This window comes from Amycolatopsis acidiphila, from assembly GCF_021391495.1.
GTDB classification, from domain to species: Bacteria; Actinomycetota; Actinomycetes; order Mycobacteriales; family Pseudonocardiaceae; genus Amycolatopsis_E; species Amycolatopsis_E acidiphila.
Genome location: NZ_CP090063.1, coordinates 4,335,119 through 4,360,919, shown reverse-complemented (window position 1 = coordinate 4,360,919; position 25,801 = coordinate 4,335,119). Strand labels below are relative to the sequence as shown.

Genomic DNA, 25,801 nt, shown 5'->3' with positions numbered 1-25,801 from the left:
TGACGGCGCAGGCGGCTCCGCCGCTGATGGAACACCACACCTAACCGGCGTCGTGGAAGACCAGGCCCAGGGTGTGCCTGCGGCCGGTCCGCACGGTGCTCACGCCGTGCCGCACGGGGGACGCGGACCAGCCACGGGTGGAGCGCACCGGGCGGTCCCGCGTGGTGAAGATCAGTGCGTGCCCCTGCTTCAGCACGGTCGCGGTGCCGCGGGACTGGGCGCGTGGCCGCTGTTCCACGAGCAGGAACTCGCCGCCGGTGTGGTCGGTGCCCGGTTCGTCCAGCCCGATCACGACCTGCAGCGGGAACACCAGGTCGCCGTAGAGGTCGCGGTGCAGCGCGTTCCAGTCGCCGACGCCGTAGCGGAGCAGGATCGGCGTCGGCTTGGCCTGGCCCGCGGCGTGGCAGCCGGCCAGCCAGTCCTCGAGGTCGTCGGGCCAGGGCGCGTCCCGGCGCAGCTTCGCCGCCCAGTCCCGCGCGATCGGGAGCAGGTGCGGGTAGAACGCCGCGCGCAGCCCCGCCACCAGGTCCGGCAGCGGGTAGGCGAAGTACCGGTACTGCCCGGCGCCGAACCGGAAGCGGGCCATGTCGATCATCGAGCGGAACCGGTGGACGTCGTCGTAGAGCGCGGCGAGCTCGCGGCACTCGGCCCGGCTGAGCAGCGGCGGCGTGAGCGCGCACCCGTACTCGTCCACCTCCGCGCCCAGCGCGGCCCAGTCCAGCTCGTCGACGCGTTCGGTCAGCTTCACCCGGCCAGTCTGCGCAGCCGCGGGCCCGCGGCGCTGGCGGAAATCAGCCGGCCAGCTCGGCGTGCGCGACGACCTTGGTGATCCTGGCGCGGACGAGGTACTCGCCGGGCACGGCATTGCGCCTGCCGAACTCAGCGGCCTTGTCCTCACCCATGTACCGGGCGCCGATCGCGGTGGACCACGGGAGCATCTCCTCGACGTCCTCGTGCAGCGACGCGACGGCGCTGAACTGCACGTACGAGTACGGCGGCTGCTGGTCGTCGACGGTCACCGAGATGCGCGGGTCCCGCCGCAGGGCGCGGCCCTTCACCGTGTCCGCGCCGGTGTTGAAGATCAGCTCGTCGCCGTCGGCGGTCTCGTCGAGGACGAACCAGATCGGCGTTACGTGGGGCGTGCCGTCCGCGCGCACCACGGCGATCTTCCCCGTGCGCGTCCCGTAGCCGGCGAACTTCCACCACTCGTCCCGGGTCATGTCGTGCATGGGGCCGAAGGTACAAGCAGCTAGTCTCATGCGCTGTGCGAGATGCGGACCTGATCAGCGGCGGGCTGGTCGACGAGGGCCTGGCCCGGCGGCTCAAGGCGCTCGCGTGCACCGCGCCCCTGCACGACCTCGACGCGCGCAAGGCGAAGCTGGACTGGGCCGATGCGACGGTCTACCAGATGGCGGAGATCGCGCTGCACACGATCGACCAGGTCACCATCGCGATGGACTTCGACACCGGCGCCGACCACGAGGACGTCGTGCGCCGCCTGCAGCCGTTCATCGCCGCGCAGGCGCCCGGCCGTGGCGGCGAGGAGCATCTGCGGGTCGCGCGCTGGGTGCTGGACAACCTGATCAACGTCGGCACCGCCGACCGCGGGTTCCGCCGCGTCTACGGCAGCGTCGACGCGACCGGCGCGTACCGCCGCCGCGCGTTCGACTTCAAGCTGCTGGTCGAGCTGGCCGCCCCGGACGGCGAGGTGTACCTGCGCGCCAGCGACGAGGCGATCAACGTGCTCGTCGGGGCCCTGGACACCGACGTCGAGTCGGCCCAGATCGCCGCCGAGGTCAAGCTGGAGAACCTGATCAGCCGCGGCCGCCTCGCCGACGCGAAGCTCGCCGCCGAGCAGGCCCGCTACCGCACGGTGCAGTACGGCGAGACGCTGCGCGCCAAGCTCGACGCGACCCGCCGCGACGTGCGCGCGGTCGACTGGGCCGAGGAGATGCCCGAGCTGCTCGACTCCGCGCTGTCGCACATCGAGGCCCGCTTCCGTGCGGAGAACGCGATCCTGCGCAACATCACCCGTGCCCGCGACGAGGCCGAGGACCCCGGCCACAAGCGCCGCGCGGCCGAGCTGGTCGACATCGTGGGCGACTGCATCAGCAGGCACACCCGGCTGCAGTCCCGGCTGCAGGCCGCGGGCGCGGTGTTCCGCGCCGAGCAGGACCGCCAGCAGTTCTCCGGGCCGCCGCAGCGCGCCACGATCGACCTGTTCGGCCAGCTGCTGGTGCCGAGCCTCGAGCTGCCGATCGCCGACGCGGTCAAGCCGGTGGAGGGCTTCTTCCACGCCGTCGCCGGGCTGAACGTCCCGGTCGTGCCCGCGCTTTCGTCGCTGGTCTCGCTCCTGCTGCGGCCCGTGCCCGAGCGTGACAAGCTGGTCGGCGAGGTGCCCGAGCCGGAGCTCGTGCCCTCGGAGACGACCGACCACTACAGTGACGAGCAGTGGCGGCGCGCCGACGAGCTGCTGGACCTGCCCGAGGTCCCGCGGCGGCTGTCCGGGCTGCTGGCCGAGGCCAGGGAGCTCGACCCGCACGTGGCGCGCCTTGTCGCGCTGCGGGCGCTGCACTCCTACAGTCCGGAGGTCGGCGCGGCCGTCCGGCAGGGGGACGACCGCACGCTGCTGGCCGTGGACGACGGCACGCTGCTGGACGACGCGGAGTTCGGCGGCGCGGACCTGTTGCTGGCCACGGCCCGCATCGAGCGCGCACACGACGAAGAGGGGGTGGCCTGAGTGAACACCGCTGACGCGGAGTCGGCGGCCCGGCTGGTCTCCTTCGGCATGCGGCCGAAGCAGCTGCCCGGCCGTGACGTCGTGTACGCCGACCTGGTGCGCCGCTACCGCGAGGACAACGCTTTCAAGCAGCTGACGAACTCGGTCGCCGCCGGGCTCGGGCTGATGGTGCTCGACGTCAGCGCCCAGGCCGGCGCCGTGCTCGCGGCCACCGACGAGTCCGTGTTCGAGATCAAGATGGACTCCTACGCGCGGCAGAGCAAGATCCGCGAGCGCCGGGAGACCGAGAAGGTGCTGCACGGCCTGGTGCACCTGGCCGCCGCCGCGCTCGGCTACCCGCGCCCGGACGACCTCGCCAACGACACCTACATCGGGCGGGTCAGCGTCGAGCAGGTCGACGGCGTGGTCCGCGAGGCGTGCCGCATCCTCGACGAGCGTGCCGCGAAGGCGGAGCAGAACAACGACCCGCTCTCCGACGCGCCGGAGCTGGAGCAGGCGTGGCGGGCCTACGCGCGCCGCCCGGCCGCCGCGGCGACGAAGGACGGGCGGCTCGCCTCGGACACCACGCGGGGCATGGTGTCGCGGGCGCTGCGGTTCCTCGCCGACCAGGGGTACCTGGTGCAGGTGAGCACCGAGCAGGGCGGCACGTACCGGACCACGCCGCGCTACCAGGTCCAGGTGCGGGAGCTGGCGGCGGACAGCGCGTTCGAGGAGTTGCTGGAGCTGGGCGTCGTCGCGGTGGGGGACTCCGCGGGCACCCTCCGTCCGTCCATTTCGGACACGCTGTAGGGGGGACATGTACGAGCTTTCGCGGGTGCGCCTGCATTCGGTCGGCCCGGCCGGCGCGCGGTACCAGGACGTGGTGCTGGACTTCAGCGGCGTCGGCCCGCTGGTCAAGGCGCCGACGCAGGACGCGCTGTTCACCGCCGGAATCCACTCCGCCGAGCAGGGCCTGCCGCGGCGGCCCTCCCCGGCGAGCGTGCTGTTCCTGGAGAACGGCGGCGGCAAGTCGGTGCTGATCAAGCTGATCTTCTCGGTGATGCTGCCGGGACGCCGCCAGGTGGTCGGCACCACGAACACCCGCGTGCTGGAGAAGTTCGTCGCCGCCAAGGACGTCTCGCACGTCGTGCTGGAGTGGCAGCACACCGACACCGGGCAGCGGGTCATCACCGGCAAGGTGTCCGAGTGGCGCGGGCACGTCGTGTCCAACGACCCGGCGAACCTGATCGACTCGTGGTTCTGCTTCCGCCCCAGCGCCGGCACCGGCCTGGAGTCGCTGCCCTTCACCGACGGCGGCAGGCTGCTGACGATGTCCGGGTTCGCGGAGCGGCTCGAGGAGGCGCATCGGGCGGAACCGGAGCTGGAGCTGTCGTGGACCCGCCGCCACCACGAGTGGACCGAGCGGCTCGACGCGCTCGGCCTGGACACCGAGCTCTTCCGCTATCAGCGGGCGATGAACGCGGGGGAGGGCGAGGCGGCCGACGCGTTCGCCTTCACCTCCGACGAGGCGTTCGTCGAGTTCCTGCTCAAGGCCGTCATCTCCGAGGACGACCCGCGTGACCTCGCCGACGTCGTGCAGACCTACGCGCACAACCTCGGCCAGCGGGGCGAGCTGATCGCCGAGCGGGACTTCGTCGCCGGCGCGCTCGACCTGCTCGTCCCGCTGGCCGAGGAGGAGTCGCTGGCCGCCGCGTCGCGCAAGCTCGCCGCCGCCGCGCGCTCGGACGCGCAGGCGTTCGCCGGTTCCGTGATCGCGCGCCACGAGCTGGAGTCCGACCGGCTGGCGGGTCTCGCCGCGTTCGTCGAGGAGACCCGTGACGCGGAGAAGCTCGCCGAGGGCGATCATCGCCGGCTGTCGGCCGTCGTGACCGAGCTGCGGCGCGTCGTGGCCGAGCTGCGGCTCGCCGACGCCACCGCGGACAAGAAGCGCCTCGACGGCGAGCTGGCCGAGGCCCGCGCGACCGCGGAGGCCTGGCGCGAGACCGGCACCGTGCTGGCGCACCTCAACGCCGTCCGCAAGGCCGCCGACATCCGCGAGCTGGTGGGGGAGCGGGAACAGACCGCGAAACCGGCGCTGGAGGCGAAGAACGCGGCGGCGAACGCGCTCGCCCGCGGCCTGCTCGCGCTCGCCCGCGAGGCCGAGGACCAGGCACGGGCGGCGGAGGAACGCGCCGCCGCCGCGCGGACGGAGGCGGCCGCCGCGCAGGACCAGCGCGACGGGGCCACCGGCACCGCGGCGAGGTACCGCGCGGAGGAGGCCCAGCTGTCCGCCCGCGTCGACGAGCTCCGTGCGCGGGTGCAGCAGGCCGTGCGCGACGGCCTGCTCAGCGACGGCACCCAGGTCGCCGCGGCGGCGCAGGAAGCCCGCGCCCGCGGGGAGAACGCGGCGAGCGAGCTGGTCTCCCGCGAGGCCGAGCTCGAACGCGTCGCGGAGGAGCACGCCGAGGCGCAGCAGGCCCTGCACGCCGCGCAGCAGCGCGCGTCGGCGGCCCAGTCCCGCGCGGACCGGGCGGCAGGCGAGCTGGCCAAGGCACACCGCCGCACCGACGCGCTCGCCGCGCATCCCCGGTTGCTGGAGCTGCTGGGCGGCGAGAACGTCCAGCCGGAGACCGACACCCCGGCGCTGCTGAAGCGGCTGCGCGAGGCCCGTTCGGGCGCCGAGCGCGAGCAGACCGCCCTGCGCATGGAGGAGTCCGCCGACGAGCGGGCGCTCGCCGCGCTGGGCGACGGCGGGCTGCTGCCCGCGCCGCCCGAGGTGCAGGCGGCGCTGGAAGTGCTGGAGCGCGCGGGCATCACCGCGTGGTCCGGCTGGCGCTATCTGTCCACAATGGACGCCAAGGCCCGCGAGCGGGTGCTCGCCGAGCTGCCGCACCTGGTCGGCGGTGTGCTGGTCAACGACCCGGCCCAGCTCGCCCGCGCGCGGTCGGCGCTGGCGGATGCCAAGCTGCTGCCCAGCGCCGTGCTCCCGGTGGGCACCACCGAGGCCGTCAGGCGCGAGGGCACCGCGCCGGGCGTCGAGTTCCTGGTGCCGCCCAACCCCGCGATGTACGACGAGGAGGCCGCCGACACCGAACGGCAGGCCATCCTCGCCCGGCACTCGCGCCGGCAGAAGCAGCTGGAGGCGCTCGCGACCGCGATCGGTGACGACGCGGCGCTCGAATGGAAGCTCACCACCTGGCGCGAGGACTACCCGCCGGGGGCGCTCGCCACGCTCGCCGAGGAGGCCGAGACCACGGCCGGTGAGCTCGCCGAGAGCCAGACGGCGGTCGTCACCGCGGAACGGCAGCTCGCCGAGCTGACCGCCCGCCGGAACCGGCTGCGCGAAGCCGTCCCGGCGTTGCGTGCCGAGGCGCGCACGGGGGAGGAGCGGGCGCGCAGGCTCGGCGAGCTGGCCGAGCACGTCGTCCGGATTCCACAGTGGACGGACGAGGCAGGGCGCGCGCGCGAGGTCATCGCCCGTGCGGAAGCCGAAGCCGGGCAGGCGAGCGCGAAGGCCGCCCGCGCGCGCGAGGAGGCCGCGGAGGAACAGCGCACCGCGGACGGGCACCGGCGCACGGTCAGCAGCGCTCGCGCCGAGCTGGCCGAGGTGCCCGGCGGCGGCTCGGTGTCCGAAAACGACCCCGTGCCCAAGGAGCCGGTGGACGCCCTGCGCCGGGCGTTCGCGTCCGCGAGCGACGCCTACGCCAAGGTCGAGGTCGGCAGCGACCTGCGCGCCGAGCTGGAGCAGGCGGAGTCGGCCGAGTCCGCGGCACGGGTGGCACTCGAGGTCCTCGACCCGGCGGTGCGCGAGCAGGCGTCCCGGCTGCTGGAGACGCCCGACGGCTCCGACGCCGCGACCCGCGCCGCCGCCCAGGCGCGCGCCGGGCGTGCCGTGGCGGCGCTGGAGGCCGAGCACAGTGAGGCGATCGGCGCGGTCGCGACCTGCAAGGCGGAGCTCGACCAGCTGCCGAGGCAGGGCGCGCCGCTCGAGGCCCGGCCGCGCGACGTCGAGCACGGCCGTGAGCTGATCGACGAGGCCGCCGAGGAGGCGAGTGCCGCCGCCCGGGCCTGGGAGGAGGCGCAGGCCCGGCGCGCGGAGGCCGAGCACGCCTCGGAGACGGCGACCAGTTCGGCGACGGGGTTCCGGGTGCTGGCGGAGTCGATGGCTCAGCTCGCGCCGGGCGGCGAGCCCGAGGCGGTGTTCGACGGCGACGTCGAGGCGGCCCAGAACCGCTATCGCAAGCTGATCTCCGCGCTGACCGAGGCCGAAGCCGCCGTGGACCAGGCCGAGAAGCGGGTGCGGGCGCATTCGGACACGCTCGCCCAGTACGCGACGGACAAGCGGTTCGAGCAGCTGTCGAGCCCGGTGCGCCAGCAGATCATCTCGGTGCGCCGCGACAGCCTGCCCGCGAGCGCGGCGGAATGGGCGGCCGCATTGCGGCCGCGGCTGCGCACCCTGAGCGACGACCTCGCGCAGATCGACCGGCACCGCTCCGGCATCGTGGCCCGGCTGCAGGGGATGGTCGAGGGTGCGCTGCGGATGCTGCGGTCCGCGCAGCGGCTGTCGCGGCTGCCCGAGGGGCTGGGCGACTGGTCCGGGCAGGAGTTCCTGCGCATCCGGTTCGGCGACCCCGAGGAGCCCGAGCTCACCGAGGCGCTCGGCCAGGTCGTGGACGAGGCCGCCGCCGGGAAGACGAGCGACGGGCGGGACGTCAAGCGCGACGGGATGACGCTCGTGCTGCGGGGCGTGCGGGCGGCGGTGCCCAAGGGGTTCCGGGTGGACATGCTCAAGCCGGACTCGGTGCTGCGCACCGAACGGCAGCGGGTGTCGGAGATCCGGGACGTGTTCTCGGGCGGCCAGCAGCTGACGGCGGCGATCATCCTGTACTGCACGCTGGCGGCGCTGCGGGCGAACAACCGCGGGAAGATGCGCAACCGGCATTCGGGGGTGCTGTTCCTGGACAACCCGATCGGCCGCGCGTCGGCGGGGTACCTGCTGGAGCTGCAGCGGGTGGTCGCGGAGGCGCTGGGCGTGCAGCTGATCTACACGACCGGCCTGTTCGACGCGGGCGCGTTGTCGGAGTTCCCGCTGATCGTGCGCCTGCGCAACGACGCGGACCTGCGGGCAGGGCGGAAGTACCTGTCGGTCGACGCGACGATCCGCAACCACCTCGACGAGCTCGCCGCCCCCGACGGCACCTCCCACCTCTCGGCGACCCGCCTGTTCGCGAAGGCGACCGAGTAGGACAATCCGCCGCCACTCCCGCCCCACCGCGACGGCTGGGCACGGCGTGCCGTGACGGCCGCCCCCGCCCGCTCACCCGGCCTCGCGGCGGATTCTGCTCGACCCGGTGCCCCCGCGGTGACCTGCCCTAACGGGTTACCGGAGGGGTCCGGGTAGAATTTTTCCCGCTGCCACCGATCTGGGTGGCCGTTGCCTCGAACGAGTTGCGCGGCGTCGACGGGCAGTGATCGACTTCGGCCTTTTCCTGTCTTGATCCACTCCTCCGGGAATCTCCGGAAAGAGTGCGTACGCAATTCGTGAAAGTGTCTCGAATATCTTTCGTTAGCTCCTTCGGCTGGATGCTGGGTGAATCGTGGCTCGATTGGGTAAGGAATTGCAGGCAGACAGCCCACTCTTTCGAGGAGCCCACAATGAAGAACCGATTCGCGCGCCTGATCTCGGTACTCGTCGCAGGCGGCGTGCTGACGCTGACCGGTGCCGGCATGGCAGCCGCGGCCACCCCGGCCGGCAGTGGCACGTCGAGCACCGAAAGCGCGGCCGCTCAGGTCCAGACCTCTCGCGACAACCTGGTCAACGACGCCAAGGCCGGTGACGCCACCGGGGCCCGCGCCGAGCTGACCCAGCTGGAGCCGCTGCTGTCCGATCTGGCCACCAGCGACCGCTACTCGATCCAGGCCGACACCCGCCAGACCGCCGCGACCGCGCACGACGAGGCCGTCACCGCCGCGGACAAGATCGCCCAGCTGCCCGCGGACCAGACCGCGCGGCAGGACATCCCGTCCGTGGCGACCCTGCTCGACGCGCTCCTGCAGCGGGTGCTGCTGAGCCTGTCGGCGCTGCTGGCCGGCCTGCTGGGCTGAACCACCCGTCCCGTCCGGCGGCCGCGGGCCGGACGCCGTCCACGCCCGGCCGCGGATCCGGTGCCCCCAGCCGGATCCGCGGCCGGGTCCTTTGCCCGTGGCGCAGCCCAACTCCCGAAACAGCACGATGAGGAGCCCGAAGTTGCGGTCCGGTCTCGCGGTCTTCGCCGGAATGATTCTCACAACGGCGCTCGTCTCGGCGCCCGCGGCGGCGGATCAGTCCCGGAGCGGGAGATTCGAACCGGTGTGCGAAGGAAAGCTGGCGCGCGTCGCGTGCCAGGTCCAGAAGCTGGTCGGCGGTTCGTACGAGGCGCCGATCGGCTGGGGCGCCCAGGATCTGCAGCAGTCCCACGACATCCCGGCGACCTCGCCGAACGCGGGCACCGTCGCGATCATCGACGTCGGTGCCTATCCGACGCTCGAGAGCGACCTCGGGGTGTACCGCGCGCAGTACGGCCTGCCGCCGTGCACGAGCGCGAGCGGCTGCTTCCGGCAGCTGGACTTCCGCGGCGGCCCGCCCCTCGCGCCCACCGCGGGTGCCGACGGTGCCGCGGTCGACGAGCAGATCGCCGTGGAGACGGCGCTCGACGTCGACATGGCCTCGGCCGCGTGCCCGAACTGCCGCATCATGGAGATCCAGATCCCGCAGTCGGAGCTGCCGAGCACCGACCAGAACGGCACCGTCAACTACGACGGCTACGCGGCCGCGTTCGGTACGGCCGTGCAGACGGCCGTCGCCCAGGGTGCGAACGCGGTCAGCATCAGCTACGGGCTGCCCGGGGACGACGCGATGCTGCACGGGCCGGTCGCGGCGCAGCTGGCGCCGCACGGGGTCGCCGTCGTCGCCTCCAGCGGCGACTCCGGGTTCGAGGCCAACGAGTACCTGTGGCCGCAGGCGCTGCCGACCGTCACCGCGGTGGGCGGCACCGAGCTGGTCAAGCAGTCCGACCGCTACAGCGAGGGCGCGTGGAGCGGCGCCGGTTCCAGCTGCGCGCCCGGCGCCCCGCCGCCGCTGAGCCAGCCCGGCGACGTCAGCACGACCTGTGTCGGCGCGCGGGCCGGGGTCGACGTGTCGGCGGTCGCGGACAACCTCGCCATCTACGTGACCTACAGCCCGCAGACCAACCATCCGCTCGGCTGGACCGTCGTCGCCGGGACCAGCGCCTCCTCGCCGTTCGTCGCCGGTGTCTACGCCGCGAGCGGGTCGCTGGCGCGGGTGCTCGGGCCGAACCTGCTCTACGAGCTGGACCCGGCCGGCTTCAACGACGTCACCTCCGGCACCAACGGCGGCATCAGCAACGGCCGCTGCCTCCCGCCGAGCGGCGGCGTGCCGGCCGATCCGAAACAGACCTTCGACGGGCGGCTGTGCAGCGCCGGCGCCGGCTGGGACGGCCCCACCGGGCGCGGCACGCCACACGGGCTGTTCCGCTTCTAGGGAGCGTCAGTCCTTCCGGCCGGCGAGCGCGAGCCCCGCGCCGAGGCCGATCATGACCAGGCCGCCCGTGCCGCCGATGAGCTCGAGGCGCTTCGGCGAGCGGGCGAACCAGGTGCGCGCCGCACCGGCCACGAGCGCCCAGACGCTGTCCGACAGGACCGCGATGACGGGCAGGCACAGGCCGAGGATCATGATCTGCACCGGCACCCGGCCCGCGGCCTGGTCGACGAACTGTGGCAGCACGGCCGCCAGGAACACGATCGACTTCGGGTTGGCGAAGCCGACGACGAACCCGTCACGCAGCACCGTGCGGGTGCGCCCCGGCGTGGTGCGCACGGCGGCGGCGAACGCGTCGGTCAGCTTGTGGCGGTGCCGGACCGCCTGCACGCCCAGGTACACGAGGTAGCCGGCGCCGGCGAGCTTGATGACGGTGAACACCGTGGCCGAGCCCTGCACGAGCACCCCGAGCCCGAACGCCACGGCCACCACCTGCGTGTAGACGCCCGCCGCGTTGCCGACGACCGTGAGCAGCGCGTCGCGGCGCCCGACGGTGAGGGCACGGCTGATGGTGAACAGCACGCTCGGCCCCGGTACGACGACCATGAGGAACACCAGTGCGGCGAACGCCGCGAAGTGGGCAGAGGAGACCATATGCGGAACCTAGCCCCGGCGAGCCTGCCGTTGCGACCGGTTTTGTCGGTGGCCGCTGGTAGGAAGCGGGTGTGACGAGACGAGTGGGCGTTGCCGAGCGGCGCGCGCGACTGATGACGCGACAGCTGCTGAGCGCGCCCGCGAGCACTGTCGAGGAGGTCGCGGACGCGCTCGTCGCGCTGCACGCGACCGACCCGGCCACCGTGCACCTGTCCGCCGCGGTGCGGCTGCGGGAGCCGGAAACGGTGGAGCGCGCCCTCTACCTGGACCGCACGCTGCTGCGGATGCTCGGGATGCGCCGCACGATGTTCGTGGTCCCGGTGGCGCTCGCGCCCGTCGTGCAGGCCGCCTGTGCCGACGAAATCGCGCGCAAGCAACGGAAGCTGCTCATCCAGCACCTCGCCACGGCGGAGCTGGACGAGGAGCTCGGCAGCTGGCTCGCCGAGGTCGAGGAGGGCGCCTACCGCGCGCTGGCCGCCCGCGGCGGCGCGCACGCGCAGCAGATCGCCGACAGCGAGCCGAGGCTGCGCACCGAAATCGTGATGGCACAGGGAAAGCCGTACGAGGCCCGCGGCTACATCACCAACCGGGTGCTGTTCCTGCTCGCCGCGCAGGGCCGCATCGTCCGCGGCCGCCCGCGCGGCTCCTGGCTGTCCACGCAGTACTCCTGGGCCACCGCGGACTCCTGGCTGCCGGGCGGCATTCCCGCCCTCCCGCCCGACACCGCACGGGCCGAGCTGGCGCGCCGCTGGCTGCGCGCGTTCGGCCCCGCCCCGGTCGAGGACCTCAAGTGGTGGACGGGCTGGACGGCGGCACAGGTGAAGAAGGCGCTCGCGGAGCTCGGCACGGCCGAGGTCGACCTGGACGGCACGCCCGGGGTGATCCTGCCCGACGACCTGGACCCCGTGCCCGAACCCGAGCCCGCCGCCGCCCTCCTGCCCGCGCTCGACCCCACGCCGATGGGCTGGGTGCGGCGCGAGTGGTACCTCGGCGCGCACCAGGCGCCGCTGTTCGACCGCACCGGCAACATCGGGCCCACCGTGTGGTGGGGCGGCCGGATCGTCGGCGGCTGGGCGCAGCGGGAATCGGGGGAGATCGTGCACCGGGTGCTGGAGGACGTCGGAGCCGACGCGCTCGCCGCGATCGAGGGTGCTGCGGACCGGTTGCGCGATTGGCTCGGCGCCGTCCGGGTAACTCCCAAATTCCGGACACCACTGGAGAAAGAGCTGGCCTCTTGATCGATTTACCCGGGTGGCGGACATCTCGTCGGTCCATGTCGGTCCGTGCAGGCCAGCACGCTAGGGTGGCCCCTGAGCCCGAAGATGTGTAGCCCGGTCACGGACCGGGTCGACCCGAGGAGAGACGAGCAGTGACGGTTCGCGTAGGTGTGAACGGCTTCGGTCGGATCGGCCGCAACTTCTTCCGCGCCGTGCAGGCCGCCGGCCACGACATCGAGGTGGTGGCCTTCAACGACCTCGGCGATGTCTCGACCATGGCGCAGCTGCTCAAGTACGACAGCATCCTGGGCCGTTACCCCGAGCCGGTCAGCGTCAGCGGTGAGGGCATCGTCGTGGGCGGCAAGACCATCAAGGCCCTCGCCGAGCGCGACCCGGCCAACCTGCCCTGGGGCGACCTGGGTGTGGACGTCGTCGTCGAGTCGACCGGCTTCTTCACCAACGCCGACGCCGCGAAGGCGCACATCGCGGGCGGCGCCAAGAAGGTGATCATCTCCGCGCCCGCCAAGGGTGAGGACCTGACGGTCGTGCTGGGCGTCAACGACAACCTCTACGACGGCTCGCAGACGATCATCTCGAACGCCTCCTGCACCACCAACTGCCTCGGCCCGCTGGCCAAGGTCCTGCACGAGAGCTTCGGCATCGAAAAGGGCCTGATGACGACCGTCCACGCCTACACGCAGGACCAGAACCTGCAGGACGGCCCGCACAAGGACCCGCGCCGCGCCCGTGCCGCCGCGCTGAACGTCGTGCCGACCTCCACCGGCGCCGCGAAGGCGATCGGTCTCGTGCTGCCCGAGCTGAACGGCAAGCTCGACGGCTACTCGCTGCGCGTGCCGGTGCCCACCGGCTCGATCACCGACCTCACCGTCAACCTGACGAAGAAGGCGAGCGTCGAGGAGATCAACGCCGCGTACCAGGCCGCCGCGCAGGGCCCGCTGGCCGGCATCCTGCGCTACAGCGAGGACCCGATCGTCTCCAGCGACATCGTCAACGACCCGGCCTCGTGCATCTACGACGCGCCGCTGACCAAGGTCATCGACGACCAGGTCAAGGTGTTCGGCTGGTACGACAACGAGTGGGGCTACTCCAACCGGCTGGCGGACCTGGTGAAGCTCGTCGGCTCGAAGCTCTCCTGAGACCATGGCAGTCAAGACGCTCGAAGACCTGCTGGCCGACGGCGTCGCCGGGCGGCGCGTGCTGGTCCGCTCGGATCTGAACGTCCCGCTCGACGGCAAGACCATCACCGACGACGGCCGCGTGCGTGCCGCGCTGCCGACCATCGAGCGCCTGGCGAAGGCCGGCGCCAAGGTGGTCGTCGCGGCGCACCTGGGCCGTCCGAAGGGCGCGCCCGACCCGCGGTACTCGCTGCGCCCGGTCGCCGACCGGCTGGGCGAGCTGCTCGGCAAGGCGGTCCGCCTCGCCGGGGACGTCGTGGGGGAGCAGGCCGAGGAGGTCGTCGGCACGCTTGCCGACGGCGAGGTCGCGCTGCTGGAGAACGTGCGGTTCGACCCGCGCGAGACCAGCAAGTCCGACGCCGAGCGGGCGGAGCTCGCGGCCGAGTTCGCCGCGCTCGTCGGCGACGGCGGCGCGTTCGTCTCGGACGGGTTCGGCGTGGTGCACCGCAAGCAGGCCTCGGTCTACGAGGTGGCCCGCGCGCTGCCTGCCTACGCGGGCGGCCTCGTGCTCGCCGAGCTGGCGGTGCTGAGCAAGCTGACCGGCGAGCCGGAGCGGCCCTACGTCGTGGTGCTCGGCGGGTCGAAGGTCTCCGACAAGCTCGCCGTCATCGAGGCGCTGCTGCCGAAGGTCGACACGCTGCTCATCGGCGGTGGCATGGCCTTCACGTTCCTCGCGGCCCAGGGCCACGACGTGGGCGGCTCGCTGCTTGAGCGCGACTTCGTCGACACCGCGCGCAAGCTCCTCGGCGAGTACGGCGACAAGATCGTCCTCCCCGTCGACGTGGTCGTCGCCGAGGCGCTGGCCGAGGACGTCGAGGTGCGCACGGTCCGCGCGGACGCGATCCCGGCCGAGTGGAAGGGCCTCGACATCGGCCCGCACACGGTCGAGCGGTTCGCGCAGGTCATCGCGGGGGCCAGGACGGTCTTCTGGAACGGCCCGGCCGGCGTGTTCGAGCTGGCGCCGTTCGCGGCCGGCACCCGGGGGGTCGCGCAGGCGATCGCGGACTCGGCCGCGTTCAGCGTGGTCGGCGGCGGCGACTCGGCCGCCGCGGTCCGCCTGCTCGGGCTGCCCGAGGACGGGTTCTCGCACATCTCCACCGGCGGTGGTGCCTCGCTGGAGTACCTCGAGGGCAAGGAACTGCCGGGCGTCGCGGTGCTGGAGGAGGAGGGCCGATGAGCGAAAATTGCGCAGCCGCTCGTCGAGCCCGACCAGGTGCGGCGGTGCCCGCGCGGGACACCCGCACCCGGGCCGCGCGGAACACGGAGGGTGCCTGATGGCCCGCAAGACCTTCATCGCAGGCAACTGGAAGATGAACCTCAACCACCTCGAGGCCATCGCACTGGTGCAGAAGATCGCGTTCTCCCTGCCGGAGAAGTACTACGCGAAGGTGGACGTCACCGTCCTGCCGCCGTTCACCGACATCCGCAGCATCCAGACCATGGTGGACGGCGACAAGCTGCTGCTGACCTACGGCGCGCAGGACCTCTCGCCGTACGACTCGGGCGCCTACACCGGCGACGTGTCGGGCCCGATGCTGGCGAAGCTCGGCTGCGAGTACGTGGTGGTCGGGCACTCGGAGCGGCGCCAGTACCACCACGAGGACGACGAGCTGGTCAACAAGAAGGTCCGCGCGGCCATCAAGCACGGCATCAAGCCGATCCTGTGCGTCGGCGAGGCGCTGGACGTGCGCGAGGAGGGCCGCCACGTCCCCCACTCCTGTTCGCAGCTGGTGGCCGGGCTCAAGGGCCTCAAGGCCGAGCAGGTCAAGGAGTACGTCGTCGTCGCCTACGAACCGGTCTGGGCGATCGGCACCGGGCGGGTGGCCACCCAGAACGACGCCGAGGAAGTGTGCAAGGCGCTGCGTGCCACGATCGCGGACAAGTACGGCGCCGACGTCGCCGAGGAGGTCCGCGTGCTGTACGGCGGCTCGGTGAAGTCGGGCAACATCGGTGAGCTCGTGGCGTGCGACAACATCGACGGCGCGCTGGTCGGCGGCGCGAGCCTGCAGGCCGACGAGTTCACCAAGCTGTGCGCCCTGGCCGCCGGGGGTCCGCTGCCGTGAGCCTCCCGGCCGCCGAGTAGTCTGGCAACCTCAGACCGTCACACGATCAGGGAACACCTTTCGCGGTGTCGTACGATGGGCCACCCGCCCGTCGGGTCGTACGTCACCCGGAGACACCAGAGGATGAGATGAAGCTGTTCCTGCAAATCCTGTTGATCGCGACCAGCGTGCTGTTGGTGATCGCGGTACTGCTGCACCGTGGGCGTGGTGGCGGCTTGTCCTCGTTGTTCGGTGGTGGGATGCAGTCGAGTCTCGCGGGGTCGAGCGTGGCCGAGAAGAACCTCGACCGCATCACCCTGCTGCTCGGTGCGATCTGGTTGATCAGCATCGTGGGTCTCGGCCTGCTGCTGAAGGTCTGAGTGCACGGGCGTGCCTATGGGGGGCGCGCCGCCTATCACACTGTGAGGATTCATGGTTGGCGGTAACGCGATTCGAGGCACCAGGGTCGGTGCCGGTCCTTCCGGCGAGTCCGAGCGCGGCGAGTCCGCGCCGCGTCGCCGGGTTTCCTACTGGTGTGCCAACGGGCACGAGTCCCGTCCGTCGTTTTCGATGGACGCCGAGGTCCCGGACGAGTGGGACTGCCCGCGGTGCGGGTTGCCCGGTGGTCAGGACGCCAAGAACCCGCCGGCGGCACCACGGACCGAACCGTACAAGACCCACCTGGCGTACGTGAAGGAACGGCGCAGCGACGCCGATGGCGAGGCGATCCTCGCCGAGGCGCTCGAGCGGCTGCGCCAGCGTCGCCAGATCTAGGTAGCCGGAAGCGAGCTCCGATCGGGGGCCGGACCCAAGCGGGAACCGGCCCCCATCGGCGTTCTCAGGACTTGACCGGATAGGTCGCCCGCACCTGGAAGCCGCCGTCGTCGGTCGCCGCGGTCTCGAAGCTGCCGCCGAGCAGCCGGGCGCGCTCCGCCAGGCCGGTGAGGCCGTGCCCGCCCGAGGGCAGCGGCGTCGCCGGGCGGCTGGGCCCGTCGTTGCGCACCTCGATGTTCAGCGCGTCGCCGTCGCCCAGGATCAGCACGGTGGCGGCCGCGCCGGGGGCGTGCTTGCAGACGTTCGTCAGGCACTCCTGCACGGTCCGGTAGGCGGCCGCGGACACCTTCGCCGGCAGTTGCTCGGGCACGCTGTCCACGGTCAGCTGCACGGGGACCTCGCAGCCGCGCACGAGCTGGTCCAGCTCGCCGATGCCCGGCTGTGGGCCGTCGTCGGCGGCGCCGGATCGCAGCACCCCGACCAGTGACCGCAGCTCCTCGAGCGTCCGTGTCGAGAGCTGCCGGATGACCTGCGCGGTCTGCCTGGCGTTCCCCGACTCCCCGGAGGCAGCCAGCACCCCGGCCTGCATCGCGATCAGGGTGATGTCATGGGAGACGACGTCGTGCATCTCGCGGGCGAGCCGCGCCCGCTCCTCCGCGCGCACCGCGTCGTCGCGCAGCTGCTGCTCGCGGTCCCGGCTCGCGGCCAGCTCGACGAGCTTCTGCGCCAGTTGGGCGCGGGCGCCGATGAGCAGCCCGATCGCGATCGGCATCCCGGCGACGAGCACCCCGTAGATGCCGTCGAGCACGTGCTCGCGCCAGCTCAGCGACGCGAAGTCCGGCAGCGGCCACTGGATGAACCGGCACATCCACACCAGCGCGGCGCCGACCCACACCTGCCAGTGCGTCTGCTTGCGGGTGGCGAGCATGCCGAGCGCGATCATCGCGGCGAGCTGCGACCAGCCGGTGAGAAAGCCCGGCACGGTACCGAGCACGACGACGAAGGGCAGCCACCGGCGGGCCGCCAGCGCGAGGATCGCCAGCGCCGAGAGGTAGATCGAGTAGGGCGGTGCCTTGTCGGGGATGACCAGCCACACGTCGAGCGCCGCCAGCAGGATGGCGGCCGCGTCGACGGCGAGCGGCGCCAGCGTCTCACGTCTGGTCAGCACTTCCCAGCGTGCGCCGTGGCGTCTGCGTGCCCGGTCGGCGATCTTGGCACCACCGACCGAAATGCCGATGGAGAGTCCCTCAGTGCTCATGTGATCGGCCCTCACTCGTCTCGTGGACTTGACGGTGAGATGCGCGAAGGGGTTCGCTGGGACGCGCGCAAGCGAATAAATGTGCGGATGCTAACGGGCGCACGTGTGCTGACCGTGAATTTCACCCATTGTTACGGATTTCAGTGGTCTGGACCCTCTCCGAAGGGCCTCTGGTGCAGACCATTGCGCACCGGAGGCCCTCCGGGAGCTCAGGCCGTGGGCGGCTTGTACACGTTGGACAGCTTCGCCGCCGCGGCCTTGTCGATCAGCCAGAGCGTGCGCCGCCGGCCCCGCGCCCCGGCGACCGGGAGCTGGACCTCGCCGGCGCCCGAGAGCGCCAGCGCCACCGCGTCGGCCTTCGCCTCGCCGGTGGTCAGCAGCCACACGTCCTGCGACCGGCGGATCGCCGGCAGCGTCAGCGAGATCCGGGTCGGCGGCGGCTTCGGGCAGTTGCGCACCGCCACCACCGACCGCTCGGTCTCGTAGACCGCGGGCGACTCCGGGAACACCGACGCGGTGTGCCCCTCGCCGCCAAGGCCGAGCAGCGTGATGTCGAAGCTCGGCACGTCGCCGTGGTCCTCGGGCTGCGCGTTGTCCGCCAGCACCCGGGCGTAGGCCTCGGCCGCGGCGTCGACGTCGTCGCCGAACTCGCCGTCCGAGGCCGCCATGGCGTGCACCCGCTTCGGGTCGACGGGCACGTGGTCGAGCAGTGCCTCGCGGGCCTGCTTCTCGTTGCGCTCGTCGTCGTCCGCGGGCACGAACCGCTCGTCGCCCCAGTACAGGTCCAGCCGCGACCAGTCCACCGCGTCCCGTGCGGGGGAGCGGCGCAGCTGGTCGAGCACCGCGATGCCGGTGCTGCCACCGGTGAGCACGAGGGACGCCGACCCCTTGGCCGCCTGCAGATCCACCAGCCTGGTCACCAGGCGGGCGGCCACCGCCGCAGCCAGCAGGTCGGGATTGGCGTAGACGACCACCTCGGTCTTGCTCACGACGTGCTCGCCTTGGCCGTCTTCTTGCCGCTCGTGGCCTTGGCGCCGGTCTTGGCCGCGGCCTTCGCCGCGCCCGAGGTGAGCTTCTCGAGTCCGTGCAGGGAGGCCTCGTAGATCTCGTCCGGGTCGAGCCGCCGCAGCTCCTCGATCAGGCAGTCCTTGGTGCTGCGCCGGTGCAGCGCGATCCGCCGCGTCGGCTGGCCCGGCTGGGTCAGCGTGCCGACCTTGCCGTCCGGGCGGTGCAGCTCGACGACGCCGGAGCGCCGCTCGAGCGACACCGACACCATGCCCTGCGCGTTCGGCACCTTGACCCGCTTGACCGGGATCTTCAGGTACTCCGCGAGCCACCCGGCGAGCAGCTCGGTGGACGGCGAGTCCGCCTCGCCGGTGACCGTCGCCGCGGTGATCGCCTCGTACGGCGGCAGGTCGAGCGCCGCGACCAGCTGGGCACGCCAGTTCGTCAGCCGCGTCCAGGCCAGGTCCGTGTCACCCGGGGTGTAGGCCTTGCGCCGGGTCATCAGCGCGCGGATCGGGTTGCGCTCGGCGGCGGAGTCGGTGATCCGGCGCTGCGCGAGCAGGCCGATCGGGTCCTCCGCCGGGTCCTTCGGGCCCGCGCTGGGCCACCAGGTCACGATCGGCGCGTCCGGCAGCAGCAGCGGCACGACCGCGCTCTGGCCCTGGGCCGCGAGCGGACCGTAGAGCCGCAGCACGACGACCTCGCTCGCGCCGGCGTCGCCGCCGACCCGGATCTGGCCGTCGATCCGAGCGGCCGCCGTGCGGGACCCCCGCGCGACGACGATGACCCGGCACGGGTGCTCCCGGCTGGCCTCGTTCGCCGCGTCGATGTGCTCCTCGAGGTGCTCGCCGTCGTCGTCGACGATGACCAGCGTCAGCACCCGGCCCAGCGCCACGGCCCCGCCGCGCTCACGCAGCTCGACCATCTTGCGGTTGACCTGGGAAGTGGTCGTCGATGGCAGGTCGATGATCACGGACGCCTCCAGTTCCGGCCCGAACGCGCGAGCACTTCGTCCGCCGAGGCCGGCCCCCAGCTGCCCGGCGGGTACGGCTCGGGCGCGCCCTGCTTGGCCCAGTGCTCGAGGATCGGGTCGAGGATCTTCCAGGACAGCTCGACCTCCTCGTTCACCGGGAACAGCGACGGTTCGCCCAGCAGCACGTCCAGGATCAGCCGCTCGTACGCCTCGGGGGAGGACTCGGTGAACGCGTGCCCGTACCCGAAGTCCATCGTGACGTCGCGGACCTCCATGGTCGTTCCCGGCACCTTCGAACCGAACCGCAGAGTGATCCCCTCGTCCGGCTGCACCCGGATCACCAGCGCGTTCTGGCCCAATTCCTCGGTGGAGGTGGAGTCGAACGGCAGGTGCGGGGCGCGCTTGAACACGACCGCGATCTCCGTGACCCGGCGGCCCAGGCGTTTGCCGGTGCGCAGGTAGAACGGCACCCCGGCCCACCGGCGGGTCTGCACGTCGAGCGTCACGGCGGCGTAGGTTTCGGTGGTCGAGTCCTTGGCGAACCCGGCCTCCTGCAGCAGGCCCGGCACCTTCTTGCCGCCCTGCCAGCCGCCCGTGTACTGGCCCCGCGCGGTGGTCTGGTCCAGCGGCTCGACCGGCTTGGTCGCCGACAGCACCTTGATCTTCTCCGCGCGCAGCGCCCGCGGCTCGAACGACAGCGGCTCCTCCATCGCGGTGAAGGCGAGCAGCTGCAGCAGGTGGTTCTGGATCACGTCCCGCGCCGCGCCGATGCCGTCGTAGTAGCCCGCGCGGCCACCGAGACCGATGTCCTCGGCCATGGTGATCTGCACGTGGTCGACGTAGTTCGAGTTCCAGATCGGCTCGAACAGCTGGTTGGCGAAGCGCAGCGCCAGGATGTTCTGCACCGTCTCCTTGCCGAGGTAGTGGTCGATGCGGAACACCGACTCCTCGGGGAAGACGTCGTTGACGATGCCGTTGAGCTCCTTGGCGCTGGCCAGGTCGTGCCCGAACGGCTTCTCGATGACCACGCGGCGCCAGGACTGGTCGTCCGACTGCGCCAGCCCGGAGCGGGCCAGCTGCTTGGTCACGACCGGGAACGCGCTCGGCGGGATCGACAGGTAGAACGCCGTGTTCCCGCCGGTGCCGCGCTCGGCATCGAGATCACGGACGGTCTGGGCCAGCCGGTCGAACGCGTCGTCGTCGTCGAAGCTGCCCTGCACGAACCGGATGCCCTCGGCGAGCCGGTGCCACACCGACTCCCGGAACGGCGTGCGCGCGTGCTCGGCGACGGCGTCGTGCACCAGCTGGCCGAAGTCCTCGTTCTCCCAGTCGCGCCGGGCGAACCCGACGAGCGAGAAGCCCGCCGGCAGCAGGCCGCGGTTGGCCAGGTCGTAGATCGCGGGCATCAGCTTCTTGCGCGACAGGTCGCCGGTGACCCCGAAGATCACCATGCTGGACGGCCCTGCGATGCGCGGCAACCGCTTGTCGCGGGGATCCCGCAGTGGGTTGGTCCACTGCTCCTTCACTCGCCGACCTCCTGTACAGCACGGAAGAGCTGAGCCAGGCCGGCGGCCCGGTCGCTCAGGTGCAGCCGCAGCACCGGCCTGCCGTGCTCGGCGAGCACCTGCCCGTCGCCCAGTGCCTGGGCGTGCTGCAGCTTGCCGAGGGTGTAGGGCCGGTCCGGCACCTCCAGGTCGGTCTCCGGCGTGCCGGTGACCTGCAGGAAGATGCCGTTCTGGTGACCCCCCTTGTGGTACTGCCCTGTCGAGTGCAGGAACCGCGGGCCCCAGCCGAAGGTGGTCTGCAGGCCGCTGCGGCGGGCGAGCTCTGGGCGCAACAGCGCCGCCGACGCGTCGTCGAGCCGGTCCAGGTAGGCCTGCACCGCGAGGTAGCCGTGTTCCGGCGCGGTCGCGAGGAACGCGCGCAGCACGTCGGCCAGCTCGCCGTCGGTGGACACGCCCTCCGGCGCGAAGACCTCGACCACGCCGTCCACAGTGGACGGGCTCTCGCCGCCCTCGAGCGCGGCGGGGTTGTCCAAAAGGGAGCGTGCGGCCTTCTTCGCGGCCTCGACGTCGGGTTGGTCGAACGGGTTGATCTCCAGCAGCCGCCCGGCGATCGCGGTCGCGAACTCCCACAGCAGGAACTGCGCGCCGAGCGGGCCGCCGGTGGCGATCTTCGCGGCACCGACCTCGGGGCCGATCGCGAGCGGGGTCGCGTCCGGGCCGGCGTCGGCGAAGCCGGGCGCCGTGGGGCCCTCGACCGCGACCGGCAGCAGGCCGGTGCCCTGCTTGCCGGTGGACTCGGCGATCAGCTGCTCGGCCCAGTCGGCGAAGCCGGTGATGCCCGAGCCGGTGTCGGCCAGCACGACCTTCTCCGCGCCGTCGGCGTGCGCCGCGGCCCAGGCCGCGCCGAGGCGCAGCGCCGGGTTCGCGGCGTCGTCGTTGCCCAGCACCTGGGCCGCCGCGGCGGCCTGGTCGAGCAGTCGCGCCACGTCGGCGCCGGCGAGCCCGGCCGGGACGAGCCCGAACGCGGTCAGGGCCGAGTAGCGGCCGCCCACGTGCGGGTCGGCGAGGAACACCTTGCGGTAGCCGTCGTGCTCGGCCAGTTCCGCCAGCGGCGAGCCGGGGTCGGTGACCACGACGATGCGCCGCGCCGCGTCGATGCCGGCCTCGGTGAAGGCCTTGGCGAAGATGCGGCGGTGGCTGTCGGTCTCGACGGTGCCGCCGGACTTCGAGGACACCACGATGACCGTGCGCTGCAGGTCGCCGGCGAGCGCGTCGGCGACCTGGCCGGGGTCGGTGGTGTCCAGGACCGTCAGCGGTGTGCCCTCGGTCCCGGTGATCACCTCGGGCGCCAGCGACGAGCCGCCCATGCCCGCGAGCACGACGCGGTCGACGCCCTCGCCGCGCAGCTCCTCGCGCAGCGCCTCGATCTCGCCGATCAGCGGGCGCGAGGTCTTGTGCAGCGTCGTCCAGGACAGCCGGATCGAGGCCTCGGACTCGGCGTCCGGGCCCCACAGCGTGGGATCCTGCGCGGCGAGCTTCGAGGCGACCTGGTCGGCGACCAACTTGTCGATCAGCGGCGCGGCCTTCGCCGCGAGCCCGCCGTCGACGATCGTGACCGTGGTTTCGTCCCCCACCATGTCAGCTCTTCGCCTTTCCGAGCTGCCCCTCGACGGTGTCGAGCAGCTCCTGCCAGGACTTCTCGAACTTCTCGACGCCCTCGTCCTCGAGCGTGCGGAACACGTCCGGGATGTCGATGCCCACAGCCGAGAGCTGGTCGAACACCGCCTGCGCCTGGCCGGCGGTGCCGGTGACCTTGTCACCGTCGATCTCGCCGTGGTCGGCGACTGCGAGCAGTGTCTTCTCCGGCATGGTGTTCACCGAGTTGGGGACCACCAGCTGGTCGACGTAGCGGGTGTCGGAGTACGACGGGTCCTTCACGCCGGTGGAGGCCCACAGCGGGCGCTGCGGGTTGGCCCCGGCGCCGGCGAGCGCCTGCCAGCGCTCGGAGGCGAACAGCTCCTCGTACGCGGCGTAGGCGAGCCGGGCGTTGGCGATGGCGGCCTCGCCGCGCAGCGCCTTGGCCTCGTCGGTGCCGATCGCGTCCAGGCGCTTGTCGACCTCGGTGTCCACCCGGGACACGAAGAACGACGCCACGGACTCGAGGCCGCGCAGGTCGTGGCCGTTGGCCTTGGCCTGCTCCAGGCCGGCGAAGAAGGCGTCGATCACCTTGCGGTAGCGCTCGACCGAGAAGATCAGCGTGACGTTGACGCTGAGGCCCTCCGCGAGGGTGCGCGTGATGGCGGGCAGACCCTCCTCGGTGGCCGGGATCTTGATGAAGATGTTCGGCCGGTCCACGGTCTTCCACAGGTCCTGCGCCTCGGCCGCGGTCTTCTCCGCGTCCTTGGCCAGGCGGGGGTCGACCTCGATGGAGACCCGGCCGTCGACCCCGTTGGTGGCGCGGTAGACGTCGCGGAACAGGTCCGCGGCGTTGCGCACGTCGGTCGTGGTCAGCTCGCGCACGGTGGCCGAGAGGTCGGCGCCGCGGTCCGCGAGCTCCCGGACCTGCTCGTCGTAGGCCTCACCGTCCGACAGCGCGTTGGCGAAGATCGTCGGGTTGGTGGTGACCCCGACGACGTGCTTGTCGCGGATCAGGCCGGCGAGGTTGCCGGAGTTGAGCCGCTCACGCGACAGGTCGTCGAGCCAGATCGAGACACCGGCTTCGGACAGCTGGGCAAGTCGGTCGCTCATGACGTTCATCCCCTTTTCTGGTCAGGATTTCTTGGTCTTGGCGAGCGAGCTGCGCGCGGCGTCGACCACGGCGTCGGCGGTGAACCCGAACTCGCGGAACAGGGTCTGGTAGTCGGCCGAGGCACCGTAGTGCTCGATCGACACGATTTCACCGGCGTCACCGACGTAGCGGTACCAGGGCTGCGCGATGCCGGCCTCGACCGCCACCCGGGCCTTGACCCCGGCCGGGAGCACCGACTCCCGGTAGGCCTCGTCCTGTGCCTCGAACCACTCGAAACACGGCATGGAGACCACTCGGGTTCGAACTCCGTCGGCTTCGAGGACCTTGCGGGCCTCGACGGCCAGCTGGACCTCGGACCCGGTGCCGATCAGGATCACGTCGGGCTCGCCCGCTGCGCTTTCGGAGGCGTCGGCCAGGACGTAGGCGCCCTTGGCGACGGCGTCGATCGACGTGCCCTCGAGCACCGGCACGTTCTGCCGGGTCAGCGCCAGCCCGGACGGGTGGCGCTTGTCCTCCAGCGCCGCCTTCCAGGCGCCCGAGGTCTCGTTGGCGTCGGCCGGGCGGACCATGTTCAGGCCCGGGATCGCGCGCAGCGCGGCGAGGTGCTCGATCGGCTGGTGCGTCGGGCCGTCCTCGCCGAGTCCGATGGAGTCGTGCGTCCACACGTAGATGACCGGCGCGTGCATCAGCGCGGCCAGCCGCACGGGCGGGCGCATGTAGTCGGAGAAGGTGAAGAAGGTGGCGCCGTAGGGCCGCGTGCCGCCGTGCAGTGCGATGCCGTTGAGGATCGCGCCCATCGCGTGCTCGCGGACACCGAAGTGCAGCGTGCGGCCGTAGGGGTTGGCGTTCCACATCTTCGTGGAGGCCTTCTCCGGGCCGAACGAGTCGGCGCCCTTCATCGTGGTGTTGTTGCTCTCGGCCAGGTCGGCCGAACCGCCCCACAGCTCCGGCAGCACGTCGGCGAGCGCGGAGAGGACCTCACCGGAGGCCTTGCGGGTCGCGATGCCCTTGGCGTCGGGCTCCCAGGTCGGCAGCTTCTCGGCCCAGCCATCGGGCAGGGTCCGGGTGGACATCCGGTCGGCCAGCGCCTTGCGCTCGGGGTTCTTCGCCGCCCAGGCGTCGAACTTCTCCTGCCATTCGGCGCGCCACTGCTTGCCGCGGTCGAGCGCCTTGCGGGTGCTCGCGAGCACCTCGTCCTCGACCTGGAAGCTCTTCTCCGGGTCGAAGCCGAGGATCCTCTTGACCGCGGCGACCTCTTCGGCGCCCAGCGCGGCGCCGTGCGCCTTGCCGGTGTTCATCTTCGTCGGCGCGGGATAGCCGATGATGGTGCGCAGCAGGATGAACGACGGGCGCGGGTCGGCCTTGGCGGCCTTGATCGCGTCCTGGATGGCGACGACGTCCTCGCCGCCCTCGACGACCTGGACGTGCCAGCCGTAGGCCTCGTACCGCTTGGCGGTGTCCTCCGACAGGGCGATGTTCGTGTCGTCCTCGATGGAGATCTTGTTGTCGTCGTAGAAGACGACGAGGTTGCCCAGCTCCTGGCGGCCCGCGAGCGAGGAGGCCTCGGAGGTGACGCCCTCCTCGATGTCGCCATCGGAGGCGATGACGTAGATGTGGTGGTCGAAGATGCTCTCGCCCGGCGCGGGCTCGGGGTCGAGCAGCCCGCGCTCGCGGCGGGCGGCCATCGCCATGCCCACGGCGTTCGCCAGGCCCTGGCCCAGCGGGCCGGTCGTCACCTCGACGCCGGGGGTGTGCTGGTACTCGGGGTGCCCCGGGGTCTTGGAGTTCCACTTCCGCAGCTGCTTGAGGTCCTCGAGCTCGAGACCGTAGCCGGCGAGGTAGAGCTGGATGTAGAGGGTGAGGCTGGAGTGCCCGGCGGAGAGCACGAACCGGTCACGCGCGGGCCACTCGGGGTCGGCGGGGTCGTGCCGCATCTCGCGCTGGAAGAGGGTGTAGGCCAGCGGCGCCAGGCTCATCGCCGTGCCGGGGTGGCCACTGCCACAGTTCTCGACGGCGTCCGCGGCGAGCACGCGGATGGTGTCCACGGCGCGGGTGTCGAGGTCCGTCCAGTCGGCGGGCACGTTCCGCCGGAGCAGAGGGTTGTTCTCGCTGATAGAGGCGGTTTCGGACACTGAACTCGAACTCCCGATGCTCGTCGTTGTCTGTTTCGTC

General features: G+C 72.1%; 21 protein-coding genes. 11 read left to right on the top strand and 10 right to left on the bottom strand.

The window, feature by feature from the left end; all coding sequences use genetic code 11:
- Positions 1–40: 40 nt before the first annotated feature.
- Together LWP59_RS21190 and LWP59_RS21185 are read right to left on the bottom strand one after the other, a co-directional pair.
- Positions 41–748 carry a 2OG-Fe(II) oxygenase gene (locus tag LWP59_RS21190; RefSeq protein ID WP_229857232.1) on the bottom strand — a complete coding sequence of 236 codons (708 nt, stop codon included), beginning with the start codon at positions 746–748 and terminating at the stop codon, positions 41–43.
- A gap of 43 nt (positions 749–791) precedes the next feature.
- Complete coding sequence (locus tag LWP59_RS21185) at positions 792–1,229, bottom strand: PPOX class F420-dependent oxidoreductase (RefSeq protein ID WP_144642942.1); 438 nt, start codon at positions 1,227–1,229, stop codon at positions 792–794.
- A gap of 35 nt (positions 1,230–1,264) precedes the next feature.
- Here LWP59_RS21185 and LWP59_RS21180 point away from each other — a divergent pair, with 35 nt between their 5' ends.
- From LWP59_RS21180 to LWP59_RS21160, 5 genes are all read left to right on the top strand, one after another.
- Complete coding sequence (locus tag LWP59_RS21180; RefSeq protein ID WP_144642943.1) at positions 1,265–2,740, top strand: hypothetical protein; 1,476 nt, start codon at positions 1,265–1,267, stop codon at positions 2,738–2,740.
- Between the two features lie 48 nt (positions 2,741–2,788).
- Entirely contained in the window at positions 2,789–3,529 is a 741-nt protein-coding gene (locus tag LWP59_RS21175; RefSeq protein WP_144642954.1) for a hypothetical protein, read from the top strand.
- Positions 3,530–3,536: 7 nt separating this feature from the next.
- On the top strand, positions 3,537–7,964 hold the full coding sequence (locus tag LWP59_RS21170; protein ID WP_144642944.1) for a coiled-coil domain-containing protein: 4,428 nt from the start codon (positions 3,537–3,539) through the stop codon (positions 7,962–7,964).
- A gap of 410 nt (positions 7,965–8,374) precedes the next feature.
- Entirely contained in the window at positions 8,375–8,824 is a 450-nt protein-coding gene (locus LWP59_RS21165; protein ID WP_144642945.1) for a hypothetical protein, read from the top strand.
- A 244-nt stretch (positions 8,825–9,068) separates the two neighbouring features.
- Positions 9,069–10,259, top strand: a complete 1,191-nt coding sequence (locus tag LWP59_RS21160) for a S8 family serine peptidase (protein ID WP_186383436.1) — start codon at positions 9,069–9,071, stop codon at positions 10,257–10,259.
- A gap of 6 nt (positions 10,260–10,265) precedes the next feature.
- Here the strand turns inward: LWP59_RS21160 and LWP59_RS21155 are convergent, their stop codons facing one another.
- On the bottom strand, positions 10,266–10,910 hold the full coding sequence (locus LWP59_RS21155) for a LysE family translocator (RefSeq protein WP_144642947.1): 645 nt from the start codon (positions 10,908–10,910) through the stop codon (positions 10,266–10,268).
- Positions 10,911–10,981: 71 nt separating this feature from the next.
- On the opposite strand from LWP59_RS21155, the gene LWP59_RS21150 reads away from it, so the two are divergent.
- The 6 genes from LWP59_RS21150 to LWP59_RS21125 all read left to right on the top strand — a co-directional run bounded on the left by LWP59_RS21150 (position 10,982) and on the right by LWP59_RS21125 (position 16,139).
- Complete coding sequence (locus LWP59_RS21150; protein WP_191334776.1) at positions 10,982–12,148, top strand: winged helix DNA-binding domain-containing protein; 1,167 nt, start codon at positions 10,982–10,984, stop codon at positions 12,146–12,148.
- Between the two features lie 131 nt (positions 12,149–12,279).
- Complete coding sequence (gene gap, locus LWP59_RS21145; RefSeq protein ID WP_144642528.1) at positions 12,280–13,284, top strand: type I glyceraldehyde-3-phosphate dehydrogenase; 1,005 nt, start codon at positions 12,280–12,282, stop codon at positions 13,282–13,284.
- Positions 13,285–13,288: 4 nt separating this feature from the next.
- A complete protein-coding gene (locus tag LWP59_RS21140; RefSeq protein WP_144642527.1) occupies positions 13,289–14,500 on the top strand; it encodes a phosphoglycerate kinase in 1,212 nt (403 codons plus the stop codon).
- Between the two features lie 97 nt (positions 14,501–14,597).
- Positions 14,598–15,386 (top strand): triose-phosphate isomerase, encoded by a 789-nt coding sequence (tpiA, locus tag LWP59_RS21135; protein WP_144642526.1) that lies wholly within the window; start codon positions 14,598–14,600, stop codon positions 15,384–15,386.
- A 128-nt stretch (positions 15,387–15,514) separates the two neighbouring features.
- Complete coding sequence (secG, locus tag LWP59_RS21130) at positions 15,515–15,745, top strand: preprotein translocase subunit SecG (RefSeq protein ID WP_144642525.1); 231 nt, start codon at positions 15,515–15,517, stop codon at positions 15,743–15,745.
- A 52-nt stretch (positions 15,746–15,797) separates the two neighbouring features.
- Complete coding sequence (locus LWP59_RS21125) at positions 15,798–16,139, top strand: RNA polymerase-binding protein RbpA (protein ID WP_144642524.1); 342 nt, start codon at positions 15,798–15,800, stop codon at positions 16,137–16,139.
- A 64-nt stretch (positions 16,140–16,203) separates the two neighbouring features.
- Here LWP59_RS21125 and LWP59_RS21120 read toward each other — a convergent pair whose 3' ends face one another.
- From LWP59_RS21120 to tkt, 7 genes are all read right to left on the bottom strand, one after another.
- Positions 16,204–17,397 carry a sensor histidine kinase gene (locus LWP59_RS21120; RefSeq protein ID WP_144642523.1) on the bottom strand — a complete coding sequence of 398 codons (1,194 nt, stop codon included), beginning with the start codon at positions 17,395–17,397 and terminating at the stop codon, positions 16,204–16,206.
- A 209-nt stretch (positions 17,398–17,606) separates the two neighbouring features.
- A complete protein-coding gene (gene pgl / locus LWP59_RS21115) occupies positions 17,607–18,386 on the bottom strand; it encodes a 6-phosphogluconolactonase (protein ID WP_144642522.1) in 780 nt (259 codons plus the stop codon).
- Positions 18,383–19,375, bottom strand: coding sequence for a glucose-6-phosphate dehydrogenase assembly protein OpcA (gene opcA / locus LWP59_RS21110; RefSeq protein ID WP_144642521.1), 993 nt, complete (start codon positions 19,373–19,375; stop codon positions 18,383–18,385). The genes pgl and opcA overlap by 4 nt, the downstream gene beginning before the upstream one ends.
- Positions 19,372–20,901, bottom strand: a complete 1,530-nt coding sequence (gene zwf / locus LWP59_RS21105; protein ID WP_144642520.1) for a glucose-6-phosphate dehydrogenase — start codon at positions 20,899–20,901, stop codon at positions 19,372–19,374. Before zwf ends, opcA begins: the two co-directional genes overlap by 4 nt.
- Entirely contained in the window at positions 20,898–22,517 is a 1,620-nt protein-coding gene (locus LWP59_RS21100; protein ID WP_144642519.1) for a glucose-6-phosphate isomerase, read from the bottom strand. The genes zwf and LWP59_RS21100 overlap by 4 nt, the downstream gene beginning before the upstream one ends.
- A 1-nt stretch (position 22,518) precedes the next feature.
- Positions 22,519–23,628: a transaldolase gene (gene tal / locus LWP59_RS21095; protein ID WP_144642518.1), complete on the bottom strand. Its 1,110-nt coding sequence runs from the start codon at positions 23,626–23,628 to the stop codon at positions 22,519–22,521.
- A 21-nt stretch (positions 23,629–23,649) separates the two neighbouring features.
- Entirely contained in the window at positions 23,650–25,761 is a 2,112-nt protein-coding gene (tkt, locus tag LWP59_RS21090) for a transketolase (protein WP_144642517.1), read from the bottom strand.
- Positions 25,762–25,801: the final 40 nt, after the last annotated feature.

What these genes read in the sequence shown, in the direction of transcription:
- LWP59_RS21120 (WP_144642523.1), bottom strand. Translation starts at nt 17,397, where the DNA reads ATGAGCACTGAGGGACTCTCCATCGGCATTTCGGTCGGTGGTGCCAAG.
- LWP59_RS21175 (WP_144642954.1), top strand. Translation starts at nt 2,789, where the DNA reads ATGCGGCCGAAGCAGCTGCCCGGCCGTGACGTCGTGTACGCCGACCTG.
- LWP59_RS21125 (WP_144642524.1), top strand. Translation starts at nt 15,798, where the DNA reads ATGGTTGGCGGTAACGCGATTCGAGGCACCAGGGTCGGTGCCGGTCCT.
- LWP59_RS21185 (WP_144642942.1), bottom strand. Translation starts at nt 1,229, where the DNA reads ATGCACGACATGACCCGGGACGAGTGGTGGAAGTTCGCCGGCTACGGG.
- LWP59_RS21155 (WP_144642947.1), bottom strand. Translation starts at nt 10,910, where the DNA reads ATGGTCTCCTCTGCCCACTTCGCGGCGTTCGCCGCACTGGTGTTCCTC.
- LWP59_RS21165 (WP_144642945.1), top strand. Translation starts at nt 8,375, where the DNA reads ATGAAGAACCGATTCGCGCGCCTGATCTCGGTACTCGTCGCAGGCGGC.
- tpiA (WP_144642526.1), top strand. Translation starts at nt 14,598, where the DNA reads ATGGCCCGCAAGACCTTCATCGCAGGCAACTGGAAGATGAACCTCAAC.
- secG (WP_144642525.1), top strand. Translation starts at nt 15,515, where the DNA reads ATGAAGCTGTTCCTGCAAATCCTGTTGATCGCGACCAGCGTGCTGTTG.
- LWP59_RS21170 (WP_144642944.1), top strand. Translation starts at nt 3,537, where the DNA reads ATGTACGAGCTTTCGCGGGTGCGCCTGCATTCGGTCGGCCCGGCCGGC.
- LWP59_RS21100 (WP_144642519.1), bottom strand. Translation starts at nt 22,517, where the DNA reads ATGGTGGGGGACGAAACCACGGTCACGATCGTCGACGGCGGGCTCGCG.
- tal (WP_144642518.1), bottom strand. Translation starts at nt 23,628, where the DNA reads ATGAGCGACCGACTTGCCCAGCTGTCCGAAGCCGGTGTCTCGATCTGG.
- LWP59_RS21140 (WP_144642527.1), top strand. Translation starts at nt 13,289, where the DNA reads ATGGCAGTCAAGACGCTCGAAGACCTGCTGGCCGACGGCGTCGCCGGG.